The organism is Paenibacillus sp. FSL R7-0026 (assembly GCF_038004485.1).
In the GTDB taxonomy this organism is placed as follows: Bacteria; Bacillota; Bacilli; order Paenibacillales; family Paenibacillaceae; genus Paenibacillus; species Paenibacillus xylanexedens_A.
The window spans coordinates 5884642-5904150 of record NZ_JBBORG010000001.1 but is presented as its reverse complement, the minus strand read 5'-3'; the positions used below and the strand labels follow the sequence as shown (position 1 = coordinate 5904150).

The following is a 19509-nucleotide window of genomic DNA, read 5'->3' as shown; positions in this document are numbered from 1 at the left end:
ATATGTGCATCCTTCTCCCCTCTTTTGTTTTGCAAATAGACTATGGATTCATCAGAGAAAATAAGGTAATGTATAGTTATTATCTATTCGGAAATGGAAGTTTGAGAGGGGCGTTTTAGCGATGAATCTAGGTAATTGTCCTCGCTGTGGTAAATTATATGCGTTGAATTTTCGAGATGTATGCTCGAATTGTATTAAAGAAATGGAACAGGAATATCAGATCTGTGTAGATTATTTGCGCGAAAACAAAGGCACCAATATACAGGAACTATCTGATGCAACAGATGTTTCGATCAAAACCATTACCAAGTTCATCCGTGAGGGACGGATTTCCATCGAAAATGCCCCGAATATGATGTATCCTTGTGAAGTATGCGGAACATTGATTCGTGAAGGTCATATGTGTGACTCTTGTCGTCATCGCTTGACGAAAGACTTAGCTAGTGCAGCCCGTGATGTAGGTCAGAAGGATAACGGCAATATAGGCGGACGAACCTACAATGCTCTCGACAAACTACGCGATTCATAGGAACGAGGTCTTAAATACAGATCTTGCTATAACAAATGTTTTGAAACGTACCGATAAACTTATTAAAGATTATCGGTTTTTTTTATTATCCTAATCATTTCGATAACATAAAGATAAAGTAAGAAAAACGTATATCAATGTAAAATTCTAACGTGGAAGGAAGTGTAGTTCATATGAAAATCAATGAACCGAGTAGAATTGGCGCAATCAATTCATATCAGAGGAACGTTGAATCCAATCAGCAGGCTGATACCAAGAAGAGCCGCCGTAAGGACGAAGTATCCATTTCTCCGGAGGCGATGAAGATGCTTGAGGAACAAGGGCGTACACAAGATGCAGGACGCATTCAGCGGATACAGGAACTGAAAGAACAGGTCAGTTCGGGAACGTATCAGGTAGACAGCAGCAAGCTTGCTGACAAATTGCTACCGTATTTTAAGTCTTTTGATAAGGAATAGGTGATCACGTAATGGCAGCACTGGATAGATTAATTGCAGTTTTGCAGCAAATGGAACAAAGTCACCGCGATATGCTGGCACTCAGCGAGGTCAAGAGACAGGTCATTGTCAAAAACGATGTGGATGAACTCATTGCCGTTCTGAACAAAGAATCCCGTTTTATGAAACAACAGGAGCCATTGGAGATTGAACGGCAGAGCGCAGTTCACGAATTGCTTCAGGAGCGTGGTATCAAGTCCATGTTGAACCTGAACATTACGGAGATCTCGAAGCTGATTTTTGATCCGGCTGACAAACAGCGATTGCTTGAAGTCCAGAAGAAGCTGGCGGGAACACTGCAGGAGTTAAAGGAAATCAATCAACTGAATCAAAAGCTGATCGAGCAATCGTTGATGTTTATTGATCTTTCAATGGATATCTTTGCTTCTCGGCCAGAACAGGATGCCACATATCAGCATCCTGCTGATAAGAACGGCAATCCAGGGCGAATCGGTCTGTTTGACACGCGTGCCTGATTAATTAGGGGGAAACCAGGTGACATCTACATTTCATTCAATCGAAACGGCTAAACGCAGTTTGTTCACACAGACGACAGCTCTTAGCACAACAGGCCATAACATTTCCAATGCCAACACGGAAGGCTATTCACGCCAAAAGGTAAACATGCAGGCATCTATTCCAATGGAGCCATTTGCATTTCTGCATAGCACAACACCAGGACAGCTCGGTACAGGGGTAGAATTTGACTCTATTACACGTGTGCGTGAGAAATTTCTGGATGACCAGTATCGCAATGAAAATACCAACTTCGGGAGTTGGTCCATTCAACGAGACACGCTTGAGAAACTTGAAGCTATTGTCAACGAGCCATCGGATACCGGTTTTCGGACGGTTATGGATAACTTCTACAAATCATGGTCGGATCTGAGTAAAAACCCTGAGGACGTTACGGCACGTCGAATTGTCAAGGAAACCACACTCGCTCTTACGGATGCAATGAATCAGATTAGCCGCCAATTGGATGCGCTTAGTCAGGATTTGGATAGTAACATCGCTGTGAAAAGTAATGAGATCCAGGGTTACCTGGGTAACATTGCAAACCTCAATAGTGCCATTGTGAAAATTGAGTCACTTGGCGACAATGCAAACGATTTGCGTGACCAACGCGATCTAATGACGGACAAGCTGTCCAAAATCATGAATGTTACCGTTACGGATTCCCCGCAAGGATATCAGATTCAGATGAATGGACAGGCACTCGTTACAGGCGGGGCAGTACAAGTCGCGGTAGATCCTGCTTTTCTGAATGATGCATATACTGCGGGTACACTCACCAATGGTGAAGTTCATGGCATGATTAAGTCCAGAGATACCTTGGTAAGTGATTACCGGAAACAAATGGACGACTTGGCTAATACCCTTGCTAATGGAGATATCGAGATAACTCTTCCTGCGGGTTCTGTTTTACCAGACAATACTGTACTGGATGGGGTTACATACACAGGTGCGGCACGCACACTCGCTACAGACTTGAAAGTTACAGTAAAAGGGCTTAATGGATTGCACCAACTTGGATATAGTATGGACGGAACCAATTCGCCAGGCGTTCCTTTCTTTACAGCAGCGGGTGGTGGTACAGCCATTACAGCTGGCAATATTTCATTGAACGCAGAGATTCTGGCTGATCCGAATAAGATTGCGACTTCGCTTCGTACATCGGATGCTTCTGGTACAGAGACTGTAATCAAAGGTAATAATACGCTCGCCATTTTGCTGGCGAATCTGAAAGATACACCGATGAAATCAGCAGATGGTTTACGCAATGCAACAATTGGTGCACAATTCAGTGCCATTGTGGGACAACTGGGGGTACAATCTCAGGAAGCGGCTCGTCAGACATCCAACTCGGAGTTCCTGGTAGAGCAAGTGGACACTCGTCGCCAATCCGTGAGTGGCGTATCTTTGGATGAAGAGATGTCCAATATGATCAAGTTCCAGCATGCATACAACGCATCTGCTCGATTTATGACCACATACGATGAATTACTTGATAAGTTGATTAACTCTACTGGTACAGTAGGCAGATAATAGAAGGGAGTGACATAACAGACCATGAGAATAACGAATAACATGCTCAGTTCACAATTGCTTCTGAACCTGAATCGAAACGCACAGCAAATGAACAATACTCAGACCCAACTGGCAACCGGTCGCAAGATCAACAAACCCTCGGACGATCCGGTAGGGATTACTTACTCCCTTCGTTATCGTGCAGAACTTTCATCTAACGATCAATATCAGAAAAACGTAGACAGTGCTATATCCTGGCTTGAGTTTAATGATACGGTTATGAATCAGGCGGGTAATGCCGTACAGCGCCTGCGCGAGTTGACGGTACAAGCTTCGACAGGAACGAATCCTCAGTCCGCGCTGGACAGTATTAACGAAGAGGTCAAACAGCTGAAAGAACAGCTGATTGATATCTCGAACAGTAAGCTTAACGGAAAATATATTTTTAATGGCGAGACATATGATGTCAAACCTTATGATTTCCCGGCTAATCCAGACGGTACTCTAGATACAACGAATGCTACTTCTGTTGTGACGGATAAAGGGAAGATTAACTTCATCGTAGGTGAAAGTGTTCAATTGCCTATTAATGTGAGTGGTAATGAAGTGTTTGGCACAGAGACGGAAGAAGATAACTTGTTCAACATCGTGAACAACATCATGAAAGCTCTCACAGAAGGAAATCAAAAAGAGCTATCCAATCAGTTGGACAATATTGATAGCCGTACCGACAAGATGCTTGCGATCCGTTCTGAGATTGGGGCCAAAACGAATCGGGTTGATCTGATGATGGGACGTTTGGATGATCTCGGTATTAACCTGACAGATTTGCAATCTAAAGTCGAGGATGCGGATTATGCGGAACTGGCCATGCAATCCAAGATTCAGGAAAACATCTATAACGCTTCCTTGTCTGCCGGTGCCAAAATTATCTCTCCATCTTTGGTGGACTTCTTAAGATAAAAAGGAGGAGTTAACGTTTGAGTACTCTTCCCGTTCTTCAGATTAGAACAACGCCGACTTTATTAAGTATTGATGCTGATCTAGGACAGTTCTCCATTCGTCAACCCAAAGCTGAGGTGCAGTTGAATACCAGACCTGCCAAGCTAACGGTGGAGAGTCACCCAATGAGATTGAGTGTAGATCAGAGCAAGGCATTTTCTGCTTACACGGGCGGCAATATGATTGATATGAATGCACGGATCTATTCAGGCATTCAACAGATATTTCTGCAAAATATGGCTGAACGAGTTCAGCAGGGTAATGAATTGGCTGCAATTCATAAGCCTGGAAATACCATTGCAAATATTATTGGCTCAGACTGGCAGGCGAGACCATTCCCCGAAACGCGGACACCCGCTTCTTCTGGGAACGTGGAGACTCGTGTTTATACTCAGGCGCCGGATATCAACTTCACTCCCGCTGTCTCGGAAATGAATGTCATTGTGAATAGACCGGAGATTGAGTATAATCGGGGCAAGCTTGATATCTATGTGAAGCAGTATGCCTCGATTCAGTACACACCACCTGCCATAGATATCGGATTCTAGTTATTATAAAGTAGAGCTATAGACGGTCTTGATCTTAGACATCTATGGCTCTTTTTGCATAAAACTTTCGCCAGGGAGGCGTTTATTATTCATATTCAGACAAGCATGTGGGGATCATTAGAGGTTAAAACAGAAGATGTATATCAATTTCCTAAAGGTTTACCTGGATTTGAAGAGGAAACCGAGTTTGCATTGGTTCCTTGGGAAGATACACCTTTTAGTTATTTGCAATCTACAAGAGAGCCGGGACTGGCATTCCTCTTGGTAAGTCCGTTTACTTTCGTACCGGATTATAGTTTTGAATTGGGAGTGGTAGATAAGGAAGAATTGGAGATTGCAGAGCAAGTATCCGTATACTCTATGGTCACCATTCATTCACAGGCAAATAAATCGACAATGAACCTGCTTGCACCCGTAGTTCTTAATCCCGAGCAACATTTAGGTAAGCAAGTCGTGCTCCATCAGTCTTCTTACGATACACGCCATCTAATCTGGGCAGAAGACGATGCCCAATCAGTGAAAGGTGGAGTGTAAATGCTGGTATTATCACGTAAAAAAGGCGAGTCTATTATCATTCAGGATCAGATTGAGGTGACTGTACTCGCTGTAGAGGGAGATACAGTACGTATTGGAATCTCCGCACCCAAGCATATTGATATATTCAGGCAGGAAATATATGCCTCTATACAAGAGGCTAATAGGGAGTCTGCTACGCCGCTTGCAGCCAATATTGAAGCCTTTATGGAACGTCTGCGAAACACAGATATCAAAAAAGATTAAAAATATTCCAATTTGCTATAAACAGTTGCATACTTTCCGTCGATATATAATTTAGACGCTGCTTCGGCAGGGCGGCCGACCTTAATGTCGCGGCGTTTACCACAAGGATGTGGAACTAATTTATCTTCAGGGAGGAAATATCAAATGATTATCAACCATAATATTACGGCGTTGAACACTCACCGCCAACTGTCCACTAACTCTGCTGCAACTAGCAAAAACATCGAGAAATTGTCTTCCGGTCTTCGTATCAACCGTGCTGGTGACGATGCTGCAGGCTTGGCAATCTCCGAAAAAATGCGCGGTCAAATCCGCGGTTTGGATATGGCTTCCAAAAATGCTCAAGATGGTATCTCTTTGATTCAAACAGCTGAGGGCGCATTGAGCGAAACTCACTCCATCCTGCAACGTGTACGTGAACTTTCCGTTCAATCCGCTAACGGTACGAACACTGAAGAAGATCGTAAAGCATTGCAAGACGAAGTTAAACAATTGAAATCCGAAATCGACCGTATCGGCGATACTACAGAGTTCAATACGAAGAAATTGTTGAACGGTGCTTTGAAAACTTCAGGTGCCACAGTGGGCTTGGATTCTACTTCCGGTACAATTGTTGGTAAACAAACAGCTGCTTCTGTAACTGCTTCAGCAACAATGGATAGTGCTGCACTGGTTGATACAAATGACTTTGTAAGTGAGAAAATCAAAATTGATGGCACTGAAATCACAGTTGATTGGCAAAACCTCTCCACAGAAGAGAAGAACACAATTACAGCAGGAACTGGTACGGGTGCAACTGCTACAGGTATGAAAGCAGCGGCAGATTTGATCGTAAGCAAAATCAATGAAGCTATTGACAAATCTGGAGCGAATGTTGAACATATTACCGGATATGTAAAAGCTGATAGTCTTGTACTTGAAAGTGGTTCTAAAGGAGTTAATTCAAGTATCAAAACAGCGGACGCCACTGTTTCTATCGCTGGTAAATTCTTGGGAGCAAACGGTGCGCTTGATACTAACGTAGGAACAAGTAAATTTAATGGAACAACTGTAGCATCTGGTGCTACATTCAACTTGACTATCGGTGATACTAAATTGCAAGCTGCTACAGCAGCGGCTATTACTAATGGTACTACTGATATGTCGGCTGCAGCCACAACTTTGGAAACAGCAATCAACGCTGCTATTGCAAAAGCTAATACTGCTTCTGGTGCAACAGCAGATGGTGACTTTGGTTTCATCAAAGATGTTAAGGTTAACGCGCTGGAAGATGGACGTTTTGAGATCATTAGTGAGAGCGGACCAATTAATCTTGAGGATCTGTCAGGACAAACTACAGTCAAAGACCTAGGACTTTCTCAGGCTCAAACAGATGCTTCAAGCAATGGTGGTGTTACATTCCAAATCGGTGCAAACAAAGGCCAAAGCATTACTTTTGGTGTGAATGACATGCGTACTGCAGCTCTGGGTATTACTGGTGTAGATATCTCTACAACAGCTGGCGCTTCCAACGCAATTACTTCTTTGGATAAAGCAATCAGCTCCGTTTCCAGCGAGCGCGCTAAATTGGGTGCGGTTCAAAACCGTCTGGAACACACAATCAACAACTTGAACACATCTTCCGAGAACCTGACTGCAGCTGAGTCCCGTGTACGTGACGTAGACATGGCTAAAGAAATGATGGAACAAACGAAGAACAACATCCTTGCACAAGCTGCACAAGCGATGTTGGCTCAAGCTAACCAACAACCACAAGGCGTTCTGCAATTGCTTCGTTAAGATTTACTTCAATACCGAAAGCTCTGGATTATTCCGGGGCTTTTTTTTGTTTTGCTAGGAATTCCCTAAAATAACGAAGAGCAATGACCGATATATATAATAAATCAAGCGTTCTTGGAGGATAGAGCACATGAATGTACAGTTTTCCTTCTCGGCATCCGGCGCATCTAACGGACAGCCCCGATCAGAAGTAGCTCCTGTTCAAAGTGCAAGTGAATCAATATCTTCAGCGTCAGCTATTAAAAATTATAAAGATTTAAGTACAAAAGAAATTCAGGGTGCCAAAATTTCGATTGCAGACGAACACTTGATTAAAACAATTGAACGTGCGGTCCAATCTTTGCAGGGCCCTGAAACAACTTTGGAAATCAGTGTACATGAGAAGACCCATGATATTATGGTGAAAGTGATGAACAAAGATACGGGAGAACTTATTCGTGAGATTCCACCAGAGAAAACGCTAGACTTGGTTGCCAAGATGATGGAAATTGCAGGTATATTGGTAGACGAGAAAATATAATTATAGGAGGGATTGAATGGTTACACGTATTAACGGCTTCTCCGGTATGGACGTCGATAGCATGGTTAAAAGTATGATGGTTGCGAAACGAATTCCGCTGGATAAACTAAATCAGGATAAGCAAATCCTAGAATGGAAACGGGACAGCTATAGAGAAATTAATAGTAAACTCGTAGACTTTCGTACGAACAAACTTATTGATAAGTATGGTAAAAGTGCAGCATTAAATACACAAAAAGCTGTAGTGAGTGGGAATGCAGATGCTCTTAAAGCCGAAGCATCGGCTACTGCCAACGGCATTGATATGAAAGTCAGTATTACGCAATTAGCAACCAAGAAGACAGTTGAAACATTCGGGCTCAATGCACCAGTAGCCAGTACCAAAACGTTAGCTGATTTGCAGATTATGAAAGAAGGAAAAGATCCAGCTACACTCACAGATGCTGATCGAACTGCCCTTAACGCCGAAGAGTTTAAATTCTCTATAAACGGCGTGAGCTTTGTAGATAGTAACGGTAAGTCATTGTTCACGGGATCTACGTCCATCGCTACGATGGTTGCTACGATTAATGGTAATGCCAAAGCTAACGTTACTGCCAAGTATGATGAGATAAGTGGGAAACTGATTATCAACTCTAAAACAAGTGGGACAGATGGTAAGGCAGATCTTGTAGCAACAGATGATAATAGTTTGCTTGACCTCTTTAATCAAAAATATGATTCAGGAACAGATGGTCCTGAAAAATATAAAACAACAAATGCTGTAGACGCAAAATTCAGTGTTAACGGCAGAGATTATACAGACAAAAGCAATACTGTTACCATTAACGGTGTGCAGTTAACTCTTCAGAAGACAACAGCAGACCCGGCAGACCCTTCTAAGGACATACCTGTTAGCATTACGACATCGAGTGATACTGAAACTGCTTTGCAAACCATTAAGAGCTTCGTAGAGGACTATAACTCGTTAATAACGTTGTTAAATACGAAGTTAGACGAAAATAAATATCGTGACTTCAAGCCATTGACCGACGAACAAAAGACGGCGATGAAAGATACGGATATCACCAACTGGACTGACAAAGCTAAGAGTGGTCTATTGAAGAATGATGACATTTTAAGATCGGCTCTTTCTAACATGAGAGGGATTATATCGGGTCAAGTCGTCGCTTTGTCTGAGATGGGGATAACAATGGGATCGTACAACTCAGGCGGCAAAATTGTTCTTGACGAAGTCGTCTTGAAAAAAGCGTTGACTGAGAATCCTCAAAAAGCGGTAGATCTGTTCCAAGGTACCGGCAGTGAGGCGAATAATGGTATCTTTGACAAGTTAGCAGACAAAATATCAGGTTCGTTGGATAGCCTCGTTACACGGGTCGGAACCAGTAAATTCTCAGCTGATCTCACAGTCAGTTACAAAGAAGAAAGTGCTATGGGTAGGAAACTCAAAGAGTACAATAGTCGGATTACAAATATGCTTACCATTTTGGAAAACACAGAGACTCGTTATTATAAACAGTTCACTGCGATGGAAACAGCAATGAACAAACTCAGTTCACAGTCGTCCAGTCTATTCTCTACCACCAGCTAAGAGAAATTTTATAATAGAGGGTGACCTAATTGATTAAATCTCCTTATGAAAAATATCGTCAATCTTCCGTGCAGACTTCAACGCCAGCTCAACTGGTTATTATGCTGTATGATGGGGCAATCCGATTTGTAAAAGTTGGACTTGAGGGCCTGAATAACCAGGATATTGAGAAAGCCAATCTTAATCTGGGGAAAGCGCAGACTATTATTAGTGAACTTATGTCCACATTGGACCAGTCATACGATGTATCCAAAAACCTATTTGCTCTGTATGAGTATACGAATTATCTTTTAATCGAAGCTAACATTCGTAAAAGTCCAGAAAAAGCAGAAGAAGCAATTGGATATTTGACTGACTTGCGGGAAACTTGGATGCAAGCCTCTAAACTAGCCTCTACGCAGACTGAAAGTGCTCATGGATAATCTTATTGAACGCTTGTCTACTATGACTCAGGAAGTTATTGAACGGATTGAGGAGACCTCCTATGAGGAACTGGAAACCTTCATAGAAGATCGACAACATATTGTTGATGCTATAATTAAAGAGAGTGAGAGTTTTCCTCTGGATGTAAAACAAAAAGGGGAAGTTCATCGGATTTTGGCCTATGATAAAACTTTACTTGATCGTATGAATGCACTTCGGATTGAGGCTCAAGATTGGCTGCATAAGCGTAATCAAGCAAAAATGCAGCGAAATGTATATGAGACTGCCTATGCGCCTGATAGTATGCTAATGGATAGAAGAAAATGATATATAAAGAACAGGGCAGATCTCCTAAGATCTGCCCTGTGTTATTTTAAACTTAGTCTGTCAGCTCGTCTTATCTATGAAAATGAAAATTGTTTTAATAAATAATTTGCTTGCTCATATAAATATGAGTTAATAGATTTAAGCAGACAGTGCCATGTTTTTAGTGATCTACTACTTTTTTAGTACAGGTCAATTTTCTGCTTATCCTAAAATAACCTCTTATACTAATTAACTATAGTAATAAAATTATAAAATGTTTAACTTTCGTAAATTTTGTTAATCACTCGTTATCTGAATAGTAAACTCTCATCCGAGTTTCTATCATTAATACATCAAAAATAGACTTATCAACCTGCCAATTACCTGATATATTCAAGTTATCCCACCTTTCAACACAATCCCCAATTAATCTACAAAAAATTCCAAGAAAACATTTACTTTTCCAATTGACAATGGATAACTTTGGATGGTATTATCTGAATTGTGGGCAGAGGTTAAGGCCGAAAGCTTCACTTCATTTGATGACGAAGGGAATGTTAGTGCATGCAAGGTAAAGTAAAATGGTTCAACGCAGAAAAAGGTTACGGTTTCATTGAGACTGAAGACGGCGGCGACGTATTCGTACATTTCTCCGCAATTCAATCCGAAGGATTCAAAACTTTGGAAGAAGGTCAATCCGTAGAATTCGACATCGTCGAAGGCGCGCGTGGACCGCAAGCAGCTAACGTAATCAAATTATAATCATCCGGACAATCCGACCTACATATATGGTTAGATGGTTACCAAATTGCATTATCGCTAGCATCAGACTCCGGTACTTTCCGGGGTCTTTTTTTGTTTTAACAGATTCGAGATTTGAGGATCATCCTAGACACATTATTCTAGTGAATTTAATAGATTCAAGAGATAGATTGAAGTTCATTTTACATATTAGATTGAGCAGGCTCAAAAACGGTTAAATACATCATCAAGCGCCTAATAATTCATACCAAGTAAATATTCGATTATGGCTGAATATGATGAAATATCGCGAAATATGGCGTTATGCCTACGTTGGCAGATGTGGCTTGAACAGATGTCATTATTCGGTCACCGGGAGTTTTTACATGGCGCTTACATTCGTGTTATAATGAAGTGGCAAAGGAAAAAGGAGGAGTGCCCTATGAATTTAAGTATTCGAGGTCAACAAATCGAGGTTACTGATGCTTTGAAGGATTATGTCGACAAAAAGTTGAGTAGACTCGAGAAGTATTTCGATGCACCCCTTAACTCTGACGGTGCTGTTACATTGAGCACGACGAGAGGTTTGCATACGGTAGAGGTGACGATCCCTTTGAAAGGCATTGTGCTACGCGCTGAGGATGAGAGCGACGATATGTACGCATCCATTGACTCCGTAGTGGACAAGCTGGAACGTCAGATCCGCAAACACAAAACAAAAATTAACCGTAAGTTCCGCCAGGAAGGTAGCCTGAAAACGCTCTTCGTTGAAGACCCAACAGGTACTGTAGCTACAGCTGAACTGGATGCGGACACGGATGACGATGATCTGGAAGTTGTACGGACGAAACGCTTTATGTTGAAACCAATGGACGTGGAAGAGGCCATCCTCCAAATGAACATGGTTGGTCACAATTTCTTCGTATTCTCCAACATTGACAGTGAAGAAGTTAGCGTTGTTTACAAACGGAACGATGGTAAGTACGGATTGATCGAACAAGGTTAATCTTAACCTACAGGATCATCGGATCGGATTTGCGTATGAATATCTAATAATAATGAAGACAGGGACTGTAGTTTCCTGGATTAGACTTAACAAGAGCTTCCATCCCTTAGGGGATGGGGCTCTTTTGTGCGTAGAGAAGCTGGGAAATGACCTTTGGAAATGAAATGGTGAAACTATTCCCTATGCTGCTGCGTCTAATAGATAGTATGAAGAATCACAATCGGTACAATTTTATCACCAGATTCCGATAGCTACGAAAATATTCGCACACCTACATTCGAGAACTGGATATTGAGATTTCCATCCAAATTTACCATCAAAATTCGTTGACAGGGCTGTCTATCCTGCAAAACGAAACATGACAATCGAACGCTTCCGCTAACGACTATGATTTTTTGCACTTAAACTCCATTTGATATGTCTCAGAAGTTCAAAGAAGTGTGCCGTGGCGTGTTGCGGCGGCCCTTACAAACTGTTACAATTTATGCAAAGAGAATCATTGTCCTGATGAGGAATTGTCAACGAATGATCGCTAATCATAATCAATGACAGGCACAGCACCATGAACATGATTCGCAAGGCTCGGGCTTCGGCTAGTTTTTAATAACCGAATCCGTTTGAATACCGAATCAGCTTCATGAGGAACCCTTGGCAAGCCTGGAGTTGATTCATCCATATTACTTTTTATATTGTTTGTCACCCCCGGGTAAGTGGATACAACATCCATCCGATGGTGTCGCGTGGCGGCAACAGGGGGTCTATTCTGTTTTGCACGAAAGGGGTATACCATGCTAGGACTTGTCAAAAAGATCTTCGGCGACATGAATGAACGTGATGTTAAACGTCTGATGAAGACGGTCGATGTGATCAATAAACTGGAACCACAATTTCAGGCGTTGTCTGATGAACAACTGAAAGGTAAAACGGACGAATACCGTGCTCGTATTGAAAAGGGAGAAACAACAGATGAGCTTCTTCCAGAGGCATTTGCAACCGTACGTGAGGCATCACGCCGTGTACTGGGCAAACGTCACTACGATGTACAGATGCTGGGCGGTATCGCTCTGCATGAAGGCCGTATTTCCGAGATGAAAACGGGTGAAGGTAAAACACTGGTAGGAACACTTCCGGTATATCTGAACGCGTTGATGTCCAAAGGTGTACACGTGGTCACGGTCAATGACTATTTGGCACAACGGGATAGCCAGGAAATGGGACAAATCTATGAATTCATGGGCATGTCGGTAGGGGTTAACCTGAGCGGTATGGACCATGCTTTGAAACAACATGCGTATGCATGTGATATTACGTACGGAACGAACAACGAGTTTGGTTTTGACTATCTGCGTGACAACATGGTGCTGTACAAAGAGCAAATGGTACAACGTCCGTTGTTCTTCTGTATCATTGATGAAGTAGACTCCATCCTAGTCGATGAGGCGCGTACGCCACTCATTATCTCTGGACAAGCTCAGAAGTCGACGGACATGTACTATGCAGCAGATCGTTTTGTGAAACGTTTGGTGCCAGAAGAAGACTTTACGGTAGACATTAAGGTGAAATCCGTAGCGTTGACTGAGGCGGGCGTGGCAAAAGCAGAGAAAGCATTTGGTATCGAGAACTTGTATGATCATGCCAATGTAACTCTCAACCATCACATCGTGCAGGGTTTGAAAGCTAATGCAATCATGCGTCGTGACGTGGATTATGTGGTCAGTGATGAGGAAGTTATGATCGTTGATGAATTCACAGGTCGTCTGATGTCTGGACGTCGTTACAGTGATGGATTGCACCAGGCGATTGAAGCCAAAGAAGGCATTGAAGTACAAAACGAGAGCATGACGCTTGCTACGATTACCTTCCAGAACTATTTCCGGATGTACCGTAAACTTGCGGGTATGACGGGTACAGCGAAAACCGAGGAAGAAGAGTTCAAAAAAATCTACGGTCTCGAAGTACTGCAAATTCCAACCAACCGTCCGAACAAACGGGATGACATGGCAGATGTCGTGTATAAGAGCATCGATGGCAAGTTCAATGCCGTTGTAGAAGAGATTGTTGCACGCCACAGTAAGAACCAGCCGGTTCTGGTAGGTACAGTGTCCATCGAGAACTCGGAGCGCCTGTCGGATATGCTTAAGCGCCGTGGTGTGAGACACCAGGTACTGAACGCCAAGTACCATGCGGAAGAAGCAGAGATCATCTCAGGAGCTGGTCAAGCGGGTGCAGTAACGATTGCAACCAACATGGCTGGACGGGGTACGGATATTATTTTGGGTGAAGGTGTAGCTGAAGTAGGCGGCCTTCATATCATCGGTACAGAGCGTCACGAATCACGCCGGATTGATAATCAGCTGCGTGGTCGTGCGGGACGTCAAGGTGACCCGGGTTCAACACAATTCTACCTGTCACTGGGTGATGAATTAATGAGACGTTTCGGTGCGGATAATGTATTGAACATGATGGAGCGCCTTGGTTTTGAAGAAGACCAACCGATTGAGAGCCGGATGATTACCCGTGCAGTAGAATCAGCGCAGAAACGTGTTGAAGGTAACAACTTTGACGTGCGTAAAGTCGTTCTGCAATATGATGATGTTATGAACCAACAACGTGAAATTATATATAAACAGCGCCGCGAGGTACTGGAGTCCGAAAATATCAAACAGATCGTTATGGATATGATCAAACCTTCCATTGAACGTATCGTTGAAGCTCATTGTGGTGACGATATTCCGGAAAACTGGGAGCTGCAGGAAGTTGCCGATTACATGAACAGCAAATTGCTGGATGATGGTTCGGTAACAAAAGATGATCTATGGGGTAAGGAAGCAGAAGAGATCATCGAGTACCTGTTTACGAAAGTTCAGAACAAATACAATGCACGTGAAGAGCGAATTGGCGAAGAGATGGTTCGTGAGTTCGAGAAAGTGGTTGTGCTCCGTGCAGTAGACAGCAAGTGGATGGATCATATTGATGCAATGGATCAATTGCGTCAAGGTATCCACCTTCGTGCCTACGGCGGTACAGATCCACTGCGTGAGTACCAGTTCGAAGGCTTCGAAATGTTCCATCAAATGATCGCTTCGATTCAAGAAGAAGTAGCGACTTATGTGATGAGAGCACAGATCGAGAGCAATCAGGAGCGTCAAGCGGTTGTTGAGGAAAGTCAGATCTCGACAAGCGGTGAACCTGCTGAGAAACGTCCAGTGAAGGTTTCTGACCAAATCGGACGTAACGATCCATGCCCATGCGGTAGTGGCAAGAAGTTCAAACACTGCCACGGTCAAGAGTAGAGCGATGGTTTTTATATACACTTTAGTGTAATAAGTTGAACCTCGATTTTACACCATAACGGAGAGTGCAGAAGCAATCTGAAGAAGCGGAGCGTTCGCCTTTATCCCCGGATTTTTCCCTTGTAAGAGGGAATTAAGAAAATCTGGGGATAAGAGCGATCGGAAGATGCTGCTGTAATCGGAGTAACAGGTGTAACATGAACTAGGTGAACTTATATAGCATGACATGAATGGCTCCTTGCAGCCGGGTATTCCATAGGATGAAGTGAAGGATGCAAAACCGATTAATGGTGCATAGTTATAATAATATGACCATGATCACGGGGAAGAGATATACTGATATAACAGTAGTCTCAACACCAGGGTGGTGCATCACTTACTTGATCTGGAGGAATACCCTGGATGCGGGGAGCTTATCTTAATGAAAAGAGGAATTGCACATGATCGATCCAAACGTGAAGCATGACCTGCGTGAAATAGGCAAGAAACTAACAAACCTTAGGGGGTCTCTTTGACTTAGATCTGAAGCAAGAGATGATCGGCAACTTCGAAGTGAAGATGTCTGCCCCGGATTTCTGGGATGATAGCGACAAGGCGCAATCCGTAATTGCTGAGCTGAATGCGGTAAAAGGATCTGTGGATCAATACACCAAACTCCAACAGGACTATGATGATGCGGTGATGATGATAGAGCTGGCGGATGAAGAAGGCGACGAAGACCTCGCTACCGAGATTGGCAACAGTATTACAGCGATCGTGAACAAAGTCGCAGAGTTCGAACTTCAGCTTCTGCTGAATCAACCATATGACAAGATGAATGCGATTCTGGAGCTTCACCCTGGTGCGGGTGGCACCGAGTCCCAAGATTGGGGACAGATGCTGCTCCGGATGTACACACGTTGGTCCGAGAAGCGTGGCTTCAAGGTTGAGGTACTGGATTATCTGCCAGGTGATGAGGCTGGGATCAAGAGTGTTACGTTGTCGATTAAGGGACATAACGCTTATGGTTATCTGAAAGCCGAGAAGGGTGTACACCGACTGGTGCGAATCTCTCCTTTTGACTCATCGGGCCGTAGACATACGTCCTTTGTATCCTGTGATGTGGTACCGGAGATTGATGATACGATTGAACTGGACATCCGCACAGAGGATCTCAAGATCGATACGTACCGGGCAAGTGGCGCGGGTGGACAACATATCAATACCACCGACTCTGCCGTACGGATTACTCACCTTCCAACAGGTGTAGTTGTGACGTGTCAGAATGAACGTTCACAGATCAAGAACCGTGAGCGAGCGATGACGATGCTTCGTTCGAAATTGTATGAGCGTAAAATTGAAGAGCAAAAACAACAGCTGGATGAAATCCGAGGAGATCAGTCGGATATTTCATGGGGTAGCCAGATTCGCTCCTATGTGTTCCATCCCTATAGTATGGTAAAGGATCACCGTACAAGCGTAGAGACTGGAAATACAGGGGCAGTAATGGACGGCGACCTCGATGCATTCATCGATGGTTATTTGCGTAGCCAGATTAAAGTAGAAACGGATTAATATAAGTTCCTGTATGGACCCATGCGTGTAGGCGTATGCTGGTGTATACGGGAGCTTTTTTTTGAATAATTTTATAGGATAGAAAAAATGAGCGAACATCTGATCAGTCACAACAAAGGAGAGCACGAGAACATGCAACAACGATCACAACTTCACAATAATCGCAAAAAGAGGATAACTAGCCTCATTCCACTCAATGGTCCATGGAGAAACGTCGTGGATACGGTATCTATCATTGTAGGCTCGTTTTTAATCGCAGTGGCCTTTAATTTATTTTTATTACCGAATCAGATCGCTTCGGGTGGAGTGTCCGGGTTATCGATCCTAGGCAAGGAGTGGCTCAATCTGGAGCCGGCATACACCCAGTGGGCGATTAACATCCCGCTCCTGATCGCGGGTTTCCTGCTCATTGGGAAGCAGTATGGTGTGCGCTCTGTATTGGGCAGTATTGTCCTGCCATTGTTAGTCTATCTCACGAAGGATTGGGCCATTCCAACAACGAATCCACTACTTGGTTCACTGTATGGTGGGATTGGCGTTGGTCTAGGGATTGGAATTGTATATAGAGGTAGAGGGTCAACAGGTGGCATGAGCATTCTTGCCAGAATCGTACAGAAATACAGTGGACTGAGTTACTCATTGTGTGTAGTCATCATGGATGCTACGGTTATTATTATGGCTGCATTTGTGCTGTCATTGGAGCAGTCTCTCTATGCGCTGATTGGGTTGTATGTTACCGGTAAAGTGATCGATGCCGTTGAGATGGGCCTAGGCTTTTCCAAGGTGGCGTATATTATCTCCAACCAGACGGAAGCGATTAGCAAAGTGATTCTGGATGATCTGGATCGCGGATTAACGAAGTTGGAAGCCAAAGGCGGTTACACTGACGATCAACGAACAGTACTGATGGTAGTCGTTGGGCAAAATGAGGTGCCAAGACTCAAAGCGTTGATCCGGTCTGTGGACCCGGGAGCGTTTGTCATTATCAGTAACGCGCACGAAGTGCTCGGTGAAGGCTTTAAGCGGGGAGAACATGTGTGAACGGGTGTGAAAAATAGGGAGCGAGCCGCGTGGGGCTCGTAAGTTTGGAAACAAAAATTCAAAAAAAGCAGGTACATCCTTCTCTGCAATGACAGAGAGGGAGTACCTGCTTTTTTACTATTAAAAGTTCAACTTAACATTTCACATAACGGAGAGGACAGAAATATCCTGAAGAAGTGGAACGTTCGCCTGAAAGCTTTCTGAAAGAAAGCTACTTCGGAAGCATATGCTATCCCCGGATTTTCCCCTTTAGAATAGAGAATCAAAAAAATTTGGGGATAACAGCGATCGGAAGGCGTTTCTGTCATTGGAGTGCCGCCGCTACAGAATCGGAGATAACAGACGGGAAATCGCTTCTTTGAAGCGAATGATTAGACTTCGTTTTTGGTATTCATCGAGCGTCATTTCCCGCGATACATGCAGGTCGTGCTCAAAGGTTTGTACAAGTGCTGTCGCAATCGTTTCATCATACATAAAGGCATTAACCTCAAAGTTCAACCGGAAACTGCGGTAGTCAATATTGGCGGTTCCCACGGATGCAACCAAACTGTCAATGATAAGTGTTTTGGCATGAATGAAGCCATTATCATATATAAATACTTTGGCGCCCACTTTTAACAACTCACCAATATAAGATAACGTAGCCCAGTATACAAAGGCATGATCGGGCTTATTAGGAATCATAATGCGAACATCTATGCCGGACAGACACGCGAGACGAATAGCTTCGAATACACTGGCATCCGGGATAAAATAAGGTGTTTGAATCAAAATCGAATGTTTTGCACCATTAATCATCTTGAGATAACTGTTCTTGATATGTTCAGTCTCTGCATCTGGTCCACTAGAGACAATCTGCATGGCAATCTTTCCTGTACCCTCAATATGAGGGAAATGCGCCGGAACATAAGGTGTGTCGTGTTGCTTGGACGCTTCATTCCAATCCAGAAGGAAACGGGTCTGCAGCGCATGAACGGCATTCCCCTGAATACGCAGATGTGTGTCACGCCAGTAACCGAATTTCGAGTTCAAGCCAAGATACTCATCTCCAACGTTAAATCCGCCCGTGTACCCCAGGTTACCATCGATGATGACAATCTTACGGTGGTTCCGGTAGTTCATACGCAAGTTGATTAGACTAAATTTGGATGGGAAAAAGACTTCAACCAAACCGCCTGCTTCGCGCAATTCTTTGAAAAAGCGTTTTGATACCCGCCGTGATCCGAGCGCGTCATACAGCAAACGAACTTTGATGCCTTCCCGCGCTTTGCGGATGAGTGCATCCCGAATTCTTTTGCCCAGACGGTCGCCTCTATAAATGTAGTATTGTACGTGCACGTGATCCTGAGCCGCTTCGATGTCATCCAAGAGCCGTTGGAACTTGTCTGTTCCGTCCGTAATGATCTCAACCGCATTATCCTCCGTTAACAGAGCACCGTTCTGCTTCAGGTTCATATAGATCATGTCCTGGCTAGTCTCGGTTGCTTGGTTGCGGAAAGGGGTGCGGTTATCGTGCAACTGCGTGAGCTGGGCTTCAATACGTTCCTCTAGCCCGAGCTTCTTACGTTCTTTCCACTGGAAAAGCCGGTATCGGGTCAGGTTCTGACCGGTTAAAAGATAAAGTACAAACCCAAACACCGGAATAAAGTTCAAGACGAGCAGCCAAGCCCAGGAAGCGCTGGCATCCTTCCGTTCGAAGAAAACGACTGCTGCCGCAAAAATGATATTCAGGCCAAGGAGTACAATAAGTAAAATGGATTCGATATGCACTATAGTCCCCCATGTCTCATAATGACCATCATGAATCTATTCATATGTCCTTGATTAGCAGGTTAGTTATGAATGAGACCCTGATTGTAATGTTTCCT

General features: G+C 43.6%; 19 protein-coding genes. 18 read left to right on the top strand and 1 reads right to left on the bottom strand.

The window, feature by feature from the left end; all coding sequences use genetic code 11:
- Positions 1-121 precede the first annotated feature (121 nt).
- The 18 genes from MKY44_RS25990 to MKY44_RS25905 all read left to right on the top strand — a co-directional run bounded on the left by MKY44_RS25990 (position 122) and on the right by MKY44_RS25905 (position 17641).
- Complete coding sequence (locus MKY44_RS25990; RefSeq protein WP_341009178.1) at positions 122-529, top strand: TIGR03826 family flagellar region protein; 408 nt, start codon at positions 122-124, stop codon at positions 527-529.
- Between the two features lie 173 nt (positions 530-702).
- Complete coding sequence (gene flgM / locus MKY44_RS25985) at positions 703-987, top strand: flagellar biosynthesis anti-sigma factor FlgM (RefSeq protein WP_341009176.1); 285 nt, start codon at positions 703-705, stop codon at positions 985-987.
- Between the two features lie 11 nt (positions 988-998).
- Positions 999-1502, top strand: a complete 504-nt coding sequence (locus MKY44_RS25980) for a flagellar protein FlgN (RefSeq protein WP_076333996.1) — start codon at positions 999-1001, stop codon at positions 1500-1502.
- 19 nt (positions 1503-1521) lie between these two features.
- Entirely contained in the window at positions 1522-3075 is a 1554-nt protein-coding gene (gene flgK / locus MKY44_RS25975; RefSeq protein WP_341009175.1) for a flagellar hook-associated protein FlgK, read from the top strand.
- A 24-nt stretch (positions 3076-3099) separates the two neighbouring features.
- Positions 3100-4020 (top strand): flagellar hook-associated protein FlgL, encoded by a 921-nt coding sequence (flgL, locus tag MKY44_RS25970; RefSeq protein WP_341009174.1) that lies wholly within the window; start codon positions 3100-3102, stop codon positions 4018-4020.
- Positions 4021-4037: 17 nt separating this feature from the next.
- Positions 4038-4607 carry a DUF6470 family protein gene (locus tag MKY44_RS25965; protein WP_341009172.1) on the top strand — a complete coding sequence of 190 codons (570 nt, stop codon included), beginning with the start codon at positions 4038-4040 and terminating at the stop codon, positions 4605-4607.
- A gap of 105 nt (positions 4608-4712) precedes the next feature.
- A complete protein-coding gene (locus MKY44_RS25960) occupies positions 4713-5141 on the top strand; it encodes a flagellar assembly protein FliW (protein ID WP_341009170.1) in 429 nt (142 codons plus the stop codon).
- Positions 5142-5387 carry a carbon storage regulator CsrA gene (gene csrA / locus MKY44_RS25955; RefSeq protein ID WP_036612471.1) on the top strand — a complete coding sequence of 82 codons (246 nt, stop codon included), beginning with the start codon at positions 5142-5144 and terminating at the stop codon, positions 5385-5387.
- 144 nt (positions 5388-5531) lie between these two features.
- A complete protein-coding gene (locus MKY44_RS25950) occupies positions 5532-7166 on the top strand; it encodes a flagellin N-terminal helical domain-containing protein (RefSeq protein ID WP_341009169.1) in 1635 nt (544 codons plus the stop codon).
- 130 nt (positions 7167-7296) lie between these two features.
- Positions 7297-7686, top strand: coding sequence for a flagellar protein FlaG (locus MKY44_RS25945; protein WP_036612465.1), 390 nt, complete (start codon positions 7297-7299; stop codon positions 7684-7686).
- 16 nt (positions 7687-7702) lie between these two features.
- Entirely contained in the window at positions 7703-9277 is a 1575-nt protein-coding gene (gene fliD / locus MKY44_RS25940; RefSeq protein WP_341009168.1) for a flagellar filament capping protein FliD, read from the top strand.
- Between the two features lie 29 nt (positions 9278-9306).
- On the top strand, positions 9307-9699 hold the full coding sequence (gene fliS / locus MKY44_RS25935) for a flagellar export chaperone FliS (RefSeq protein ID WP_036612461.1): 393 nt from the start codon (positions 9307-9309) through the stop codon (positions 9697-9699).
- Positions 9692-10027 carry a hypothetical protein gene (locus MKY44_RS25930; RefSeq protein WP_341009166.1) on the top strand — a complete coding sequence of 112 codons (336 nt, stop codon included), beginning with the start codon at positions 9692-9694 and terminating at the stop codon, positions 10025-10027. The genes fliS and MKY44_RS25930 overlap by 8 nt, the downstream gene beginning before the upstream one ends.
- A 543-nt stretch (positions 10028-10570) precedes the next feature.
- Positions 10571-10768 (top strand): cold shock domain-containing protein, encoded by a 198-nt coding sequence (locus MKY44_RS25925; protein WP_024631599.1) that lies wholly within the window; start codon positions 10571-10573, stop codon positions 10766-10768.
- A 421-nt stretch (positions 10769-11189) separates the two neighbouring features.
- A complete protein-coding gene (gene hpf, locus MKY44_RS25920; protein WP_047840659.1) occupies positions 11190-11753 on the top strand; it encodes a ribosome hibernation-promoting factor, HPF/YfiA family in 564 nt (187 codons plus the stop codon).
- Between the two features lie 788 nt (positions 11754-12541).
- Complete coding sequence (secA, locus tag MKY44_RS25915) at positions 12542-15046, top strand: preprotein translocase subunit SecA (protein WP_341009164.1); 2505 nt, start codon at positions 12542-12544, stop codon at positions 15044-15046.
- Between the two features lie 440 nt (positions 15047-15486).
- A protein-coding gene (gene prfB, locus MKY44_RS25910; RefSeq protein ID WP_124116498.1) for a peptide chain release factor 2 occupies positions 15487-16600 on the top strand; the annotation gives its coding sequence in 2 pieces (ribosomal slippage) (positions 15487-15558 and positions 15560-16600; 1113 coding nt in all).
- 132 nt (positions 16601-16732) lie between these two features.
- Positions 16733-17641: a YitT family protein gene (locus MKY44_RS25905; RefSeq protein ID WP_145324344.1), complete on the top strand. Its 909-nt coding sequence runs from the start codon at positions 16733-16735 to the stop codon at positions 17639-17641.
- 321 nt (positions 17642-17962) lie between these two features.
- Here the strand turns inward: MKY44_RS25905 and cls are convergent, their stop codons facing one another.
- Positions 17963-19411, bottom strand: coding sequence for a cardiolipin synthase (gene cls, locus MKY44_RS25900; RefSeq protein ID WP_076209833.1), 1449 nt, complete (start codon positions 19409-19411; stop codon positions 17963-17965).
- Between the last annotated feature and the right edge of the window lie 98 nt (positions 19412-19509).

Bases quoted from the DNA above. Each gene is read 5' to 3' on its own strand.
- MKY44_RS25990 (WP_341009178.1), top strand. From the start codon at position 122: ATGAATCTAGGTAATTGTCCTCGCTGTGGTAAATTATATGCGTTGAAT.
- flgM (WP_341009176.1), top strand. From the start codon at position 703: ATGAAAATCAATGAACCGAGTAGAATTGGCGCAATCAATTCATATCAG.
- MKY44_RS25980 (WP_076333996.1), top strand. From the start codon at position 999: ATGGCAGCACTGGATAGATTAATTGCAGTTTTGCAGCAAATGGAACAA.
- flgL (WP_341009174.1), top strand. From the start codon at position 3,100: ATGAGAATAACGAATAACATGCTCAGTTCACAATTGCTTCTGAACCTG.
- MKY44_RS25960 (WP_341009170.1), top strand. From the start codon at position 4,713: ATGTGGGGATCATTAGAGGTTAAAACAGAAGATGTATATCAATTTCCT.
- csrA (WP_036612471.1), top strand. From the start codon at position 5,142: ATGCTGGTATTATCACGTAAAAAAGGCGAGTCTATTATCATTCAGGAT.
- MKY44_RS25950 (WP_341009169.1), top strand. From the start codon at position 5,532: ATGATTATCAACCATAATATTACGGCGTTGAACACTCACCGCCAACTG.
- MKY44_RS25945 (WP_036612465.1), top strand. From the start codon at position 7,297: ATGAATGTACAGTTTTCCTTCTCGGCATCCGGCGCATCTAACGGACAG.
- fliD (WP_341009168.1), top strand. From the start codon at position 7,703: ATGGTTACACGTATTAACGGCTTCTCCGGTATGGACGTCGATAGCATG.
- MKY44_RS25930 (WP_341009166.1), top strand. From the start codon at position 9,692: ATGGATAATCTTATTGAACGCTTGTCTACTATGACTCAGGAAGTTATT.
- MKY44_RS25925 (WP_024631599.1), top strand. From the start codon at position 10,571: ATGCAAGGTAAAGTAAAATGGTTCAACGCAGAAAAAGGTTACGGTTTC.
- hpf (WP_047840659.1), top strand. From the start codon at position 11,190: ATGAATTTAAGTATTCGAGGTCAACAAATCGAGGTTACTGATGCTTTG.
- secA (WP_341009164.1), top strand. From the start codon at position 12,542: ATGCTAGGACTTGTCAAAAAGATCTTCGGCGACATGAATGAACGTGAT.
- MKY44_RS25905 (WP_145324344.1), top strand. From the start codon at position 16,733: ATGCAACAACGATCACAACTTCACAATAATCGCAAAAAGAGGATAACT.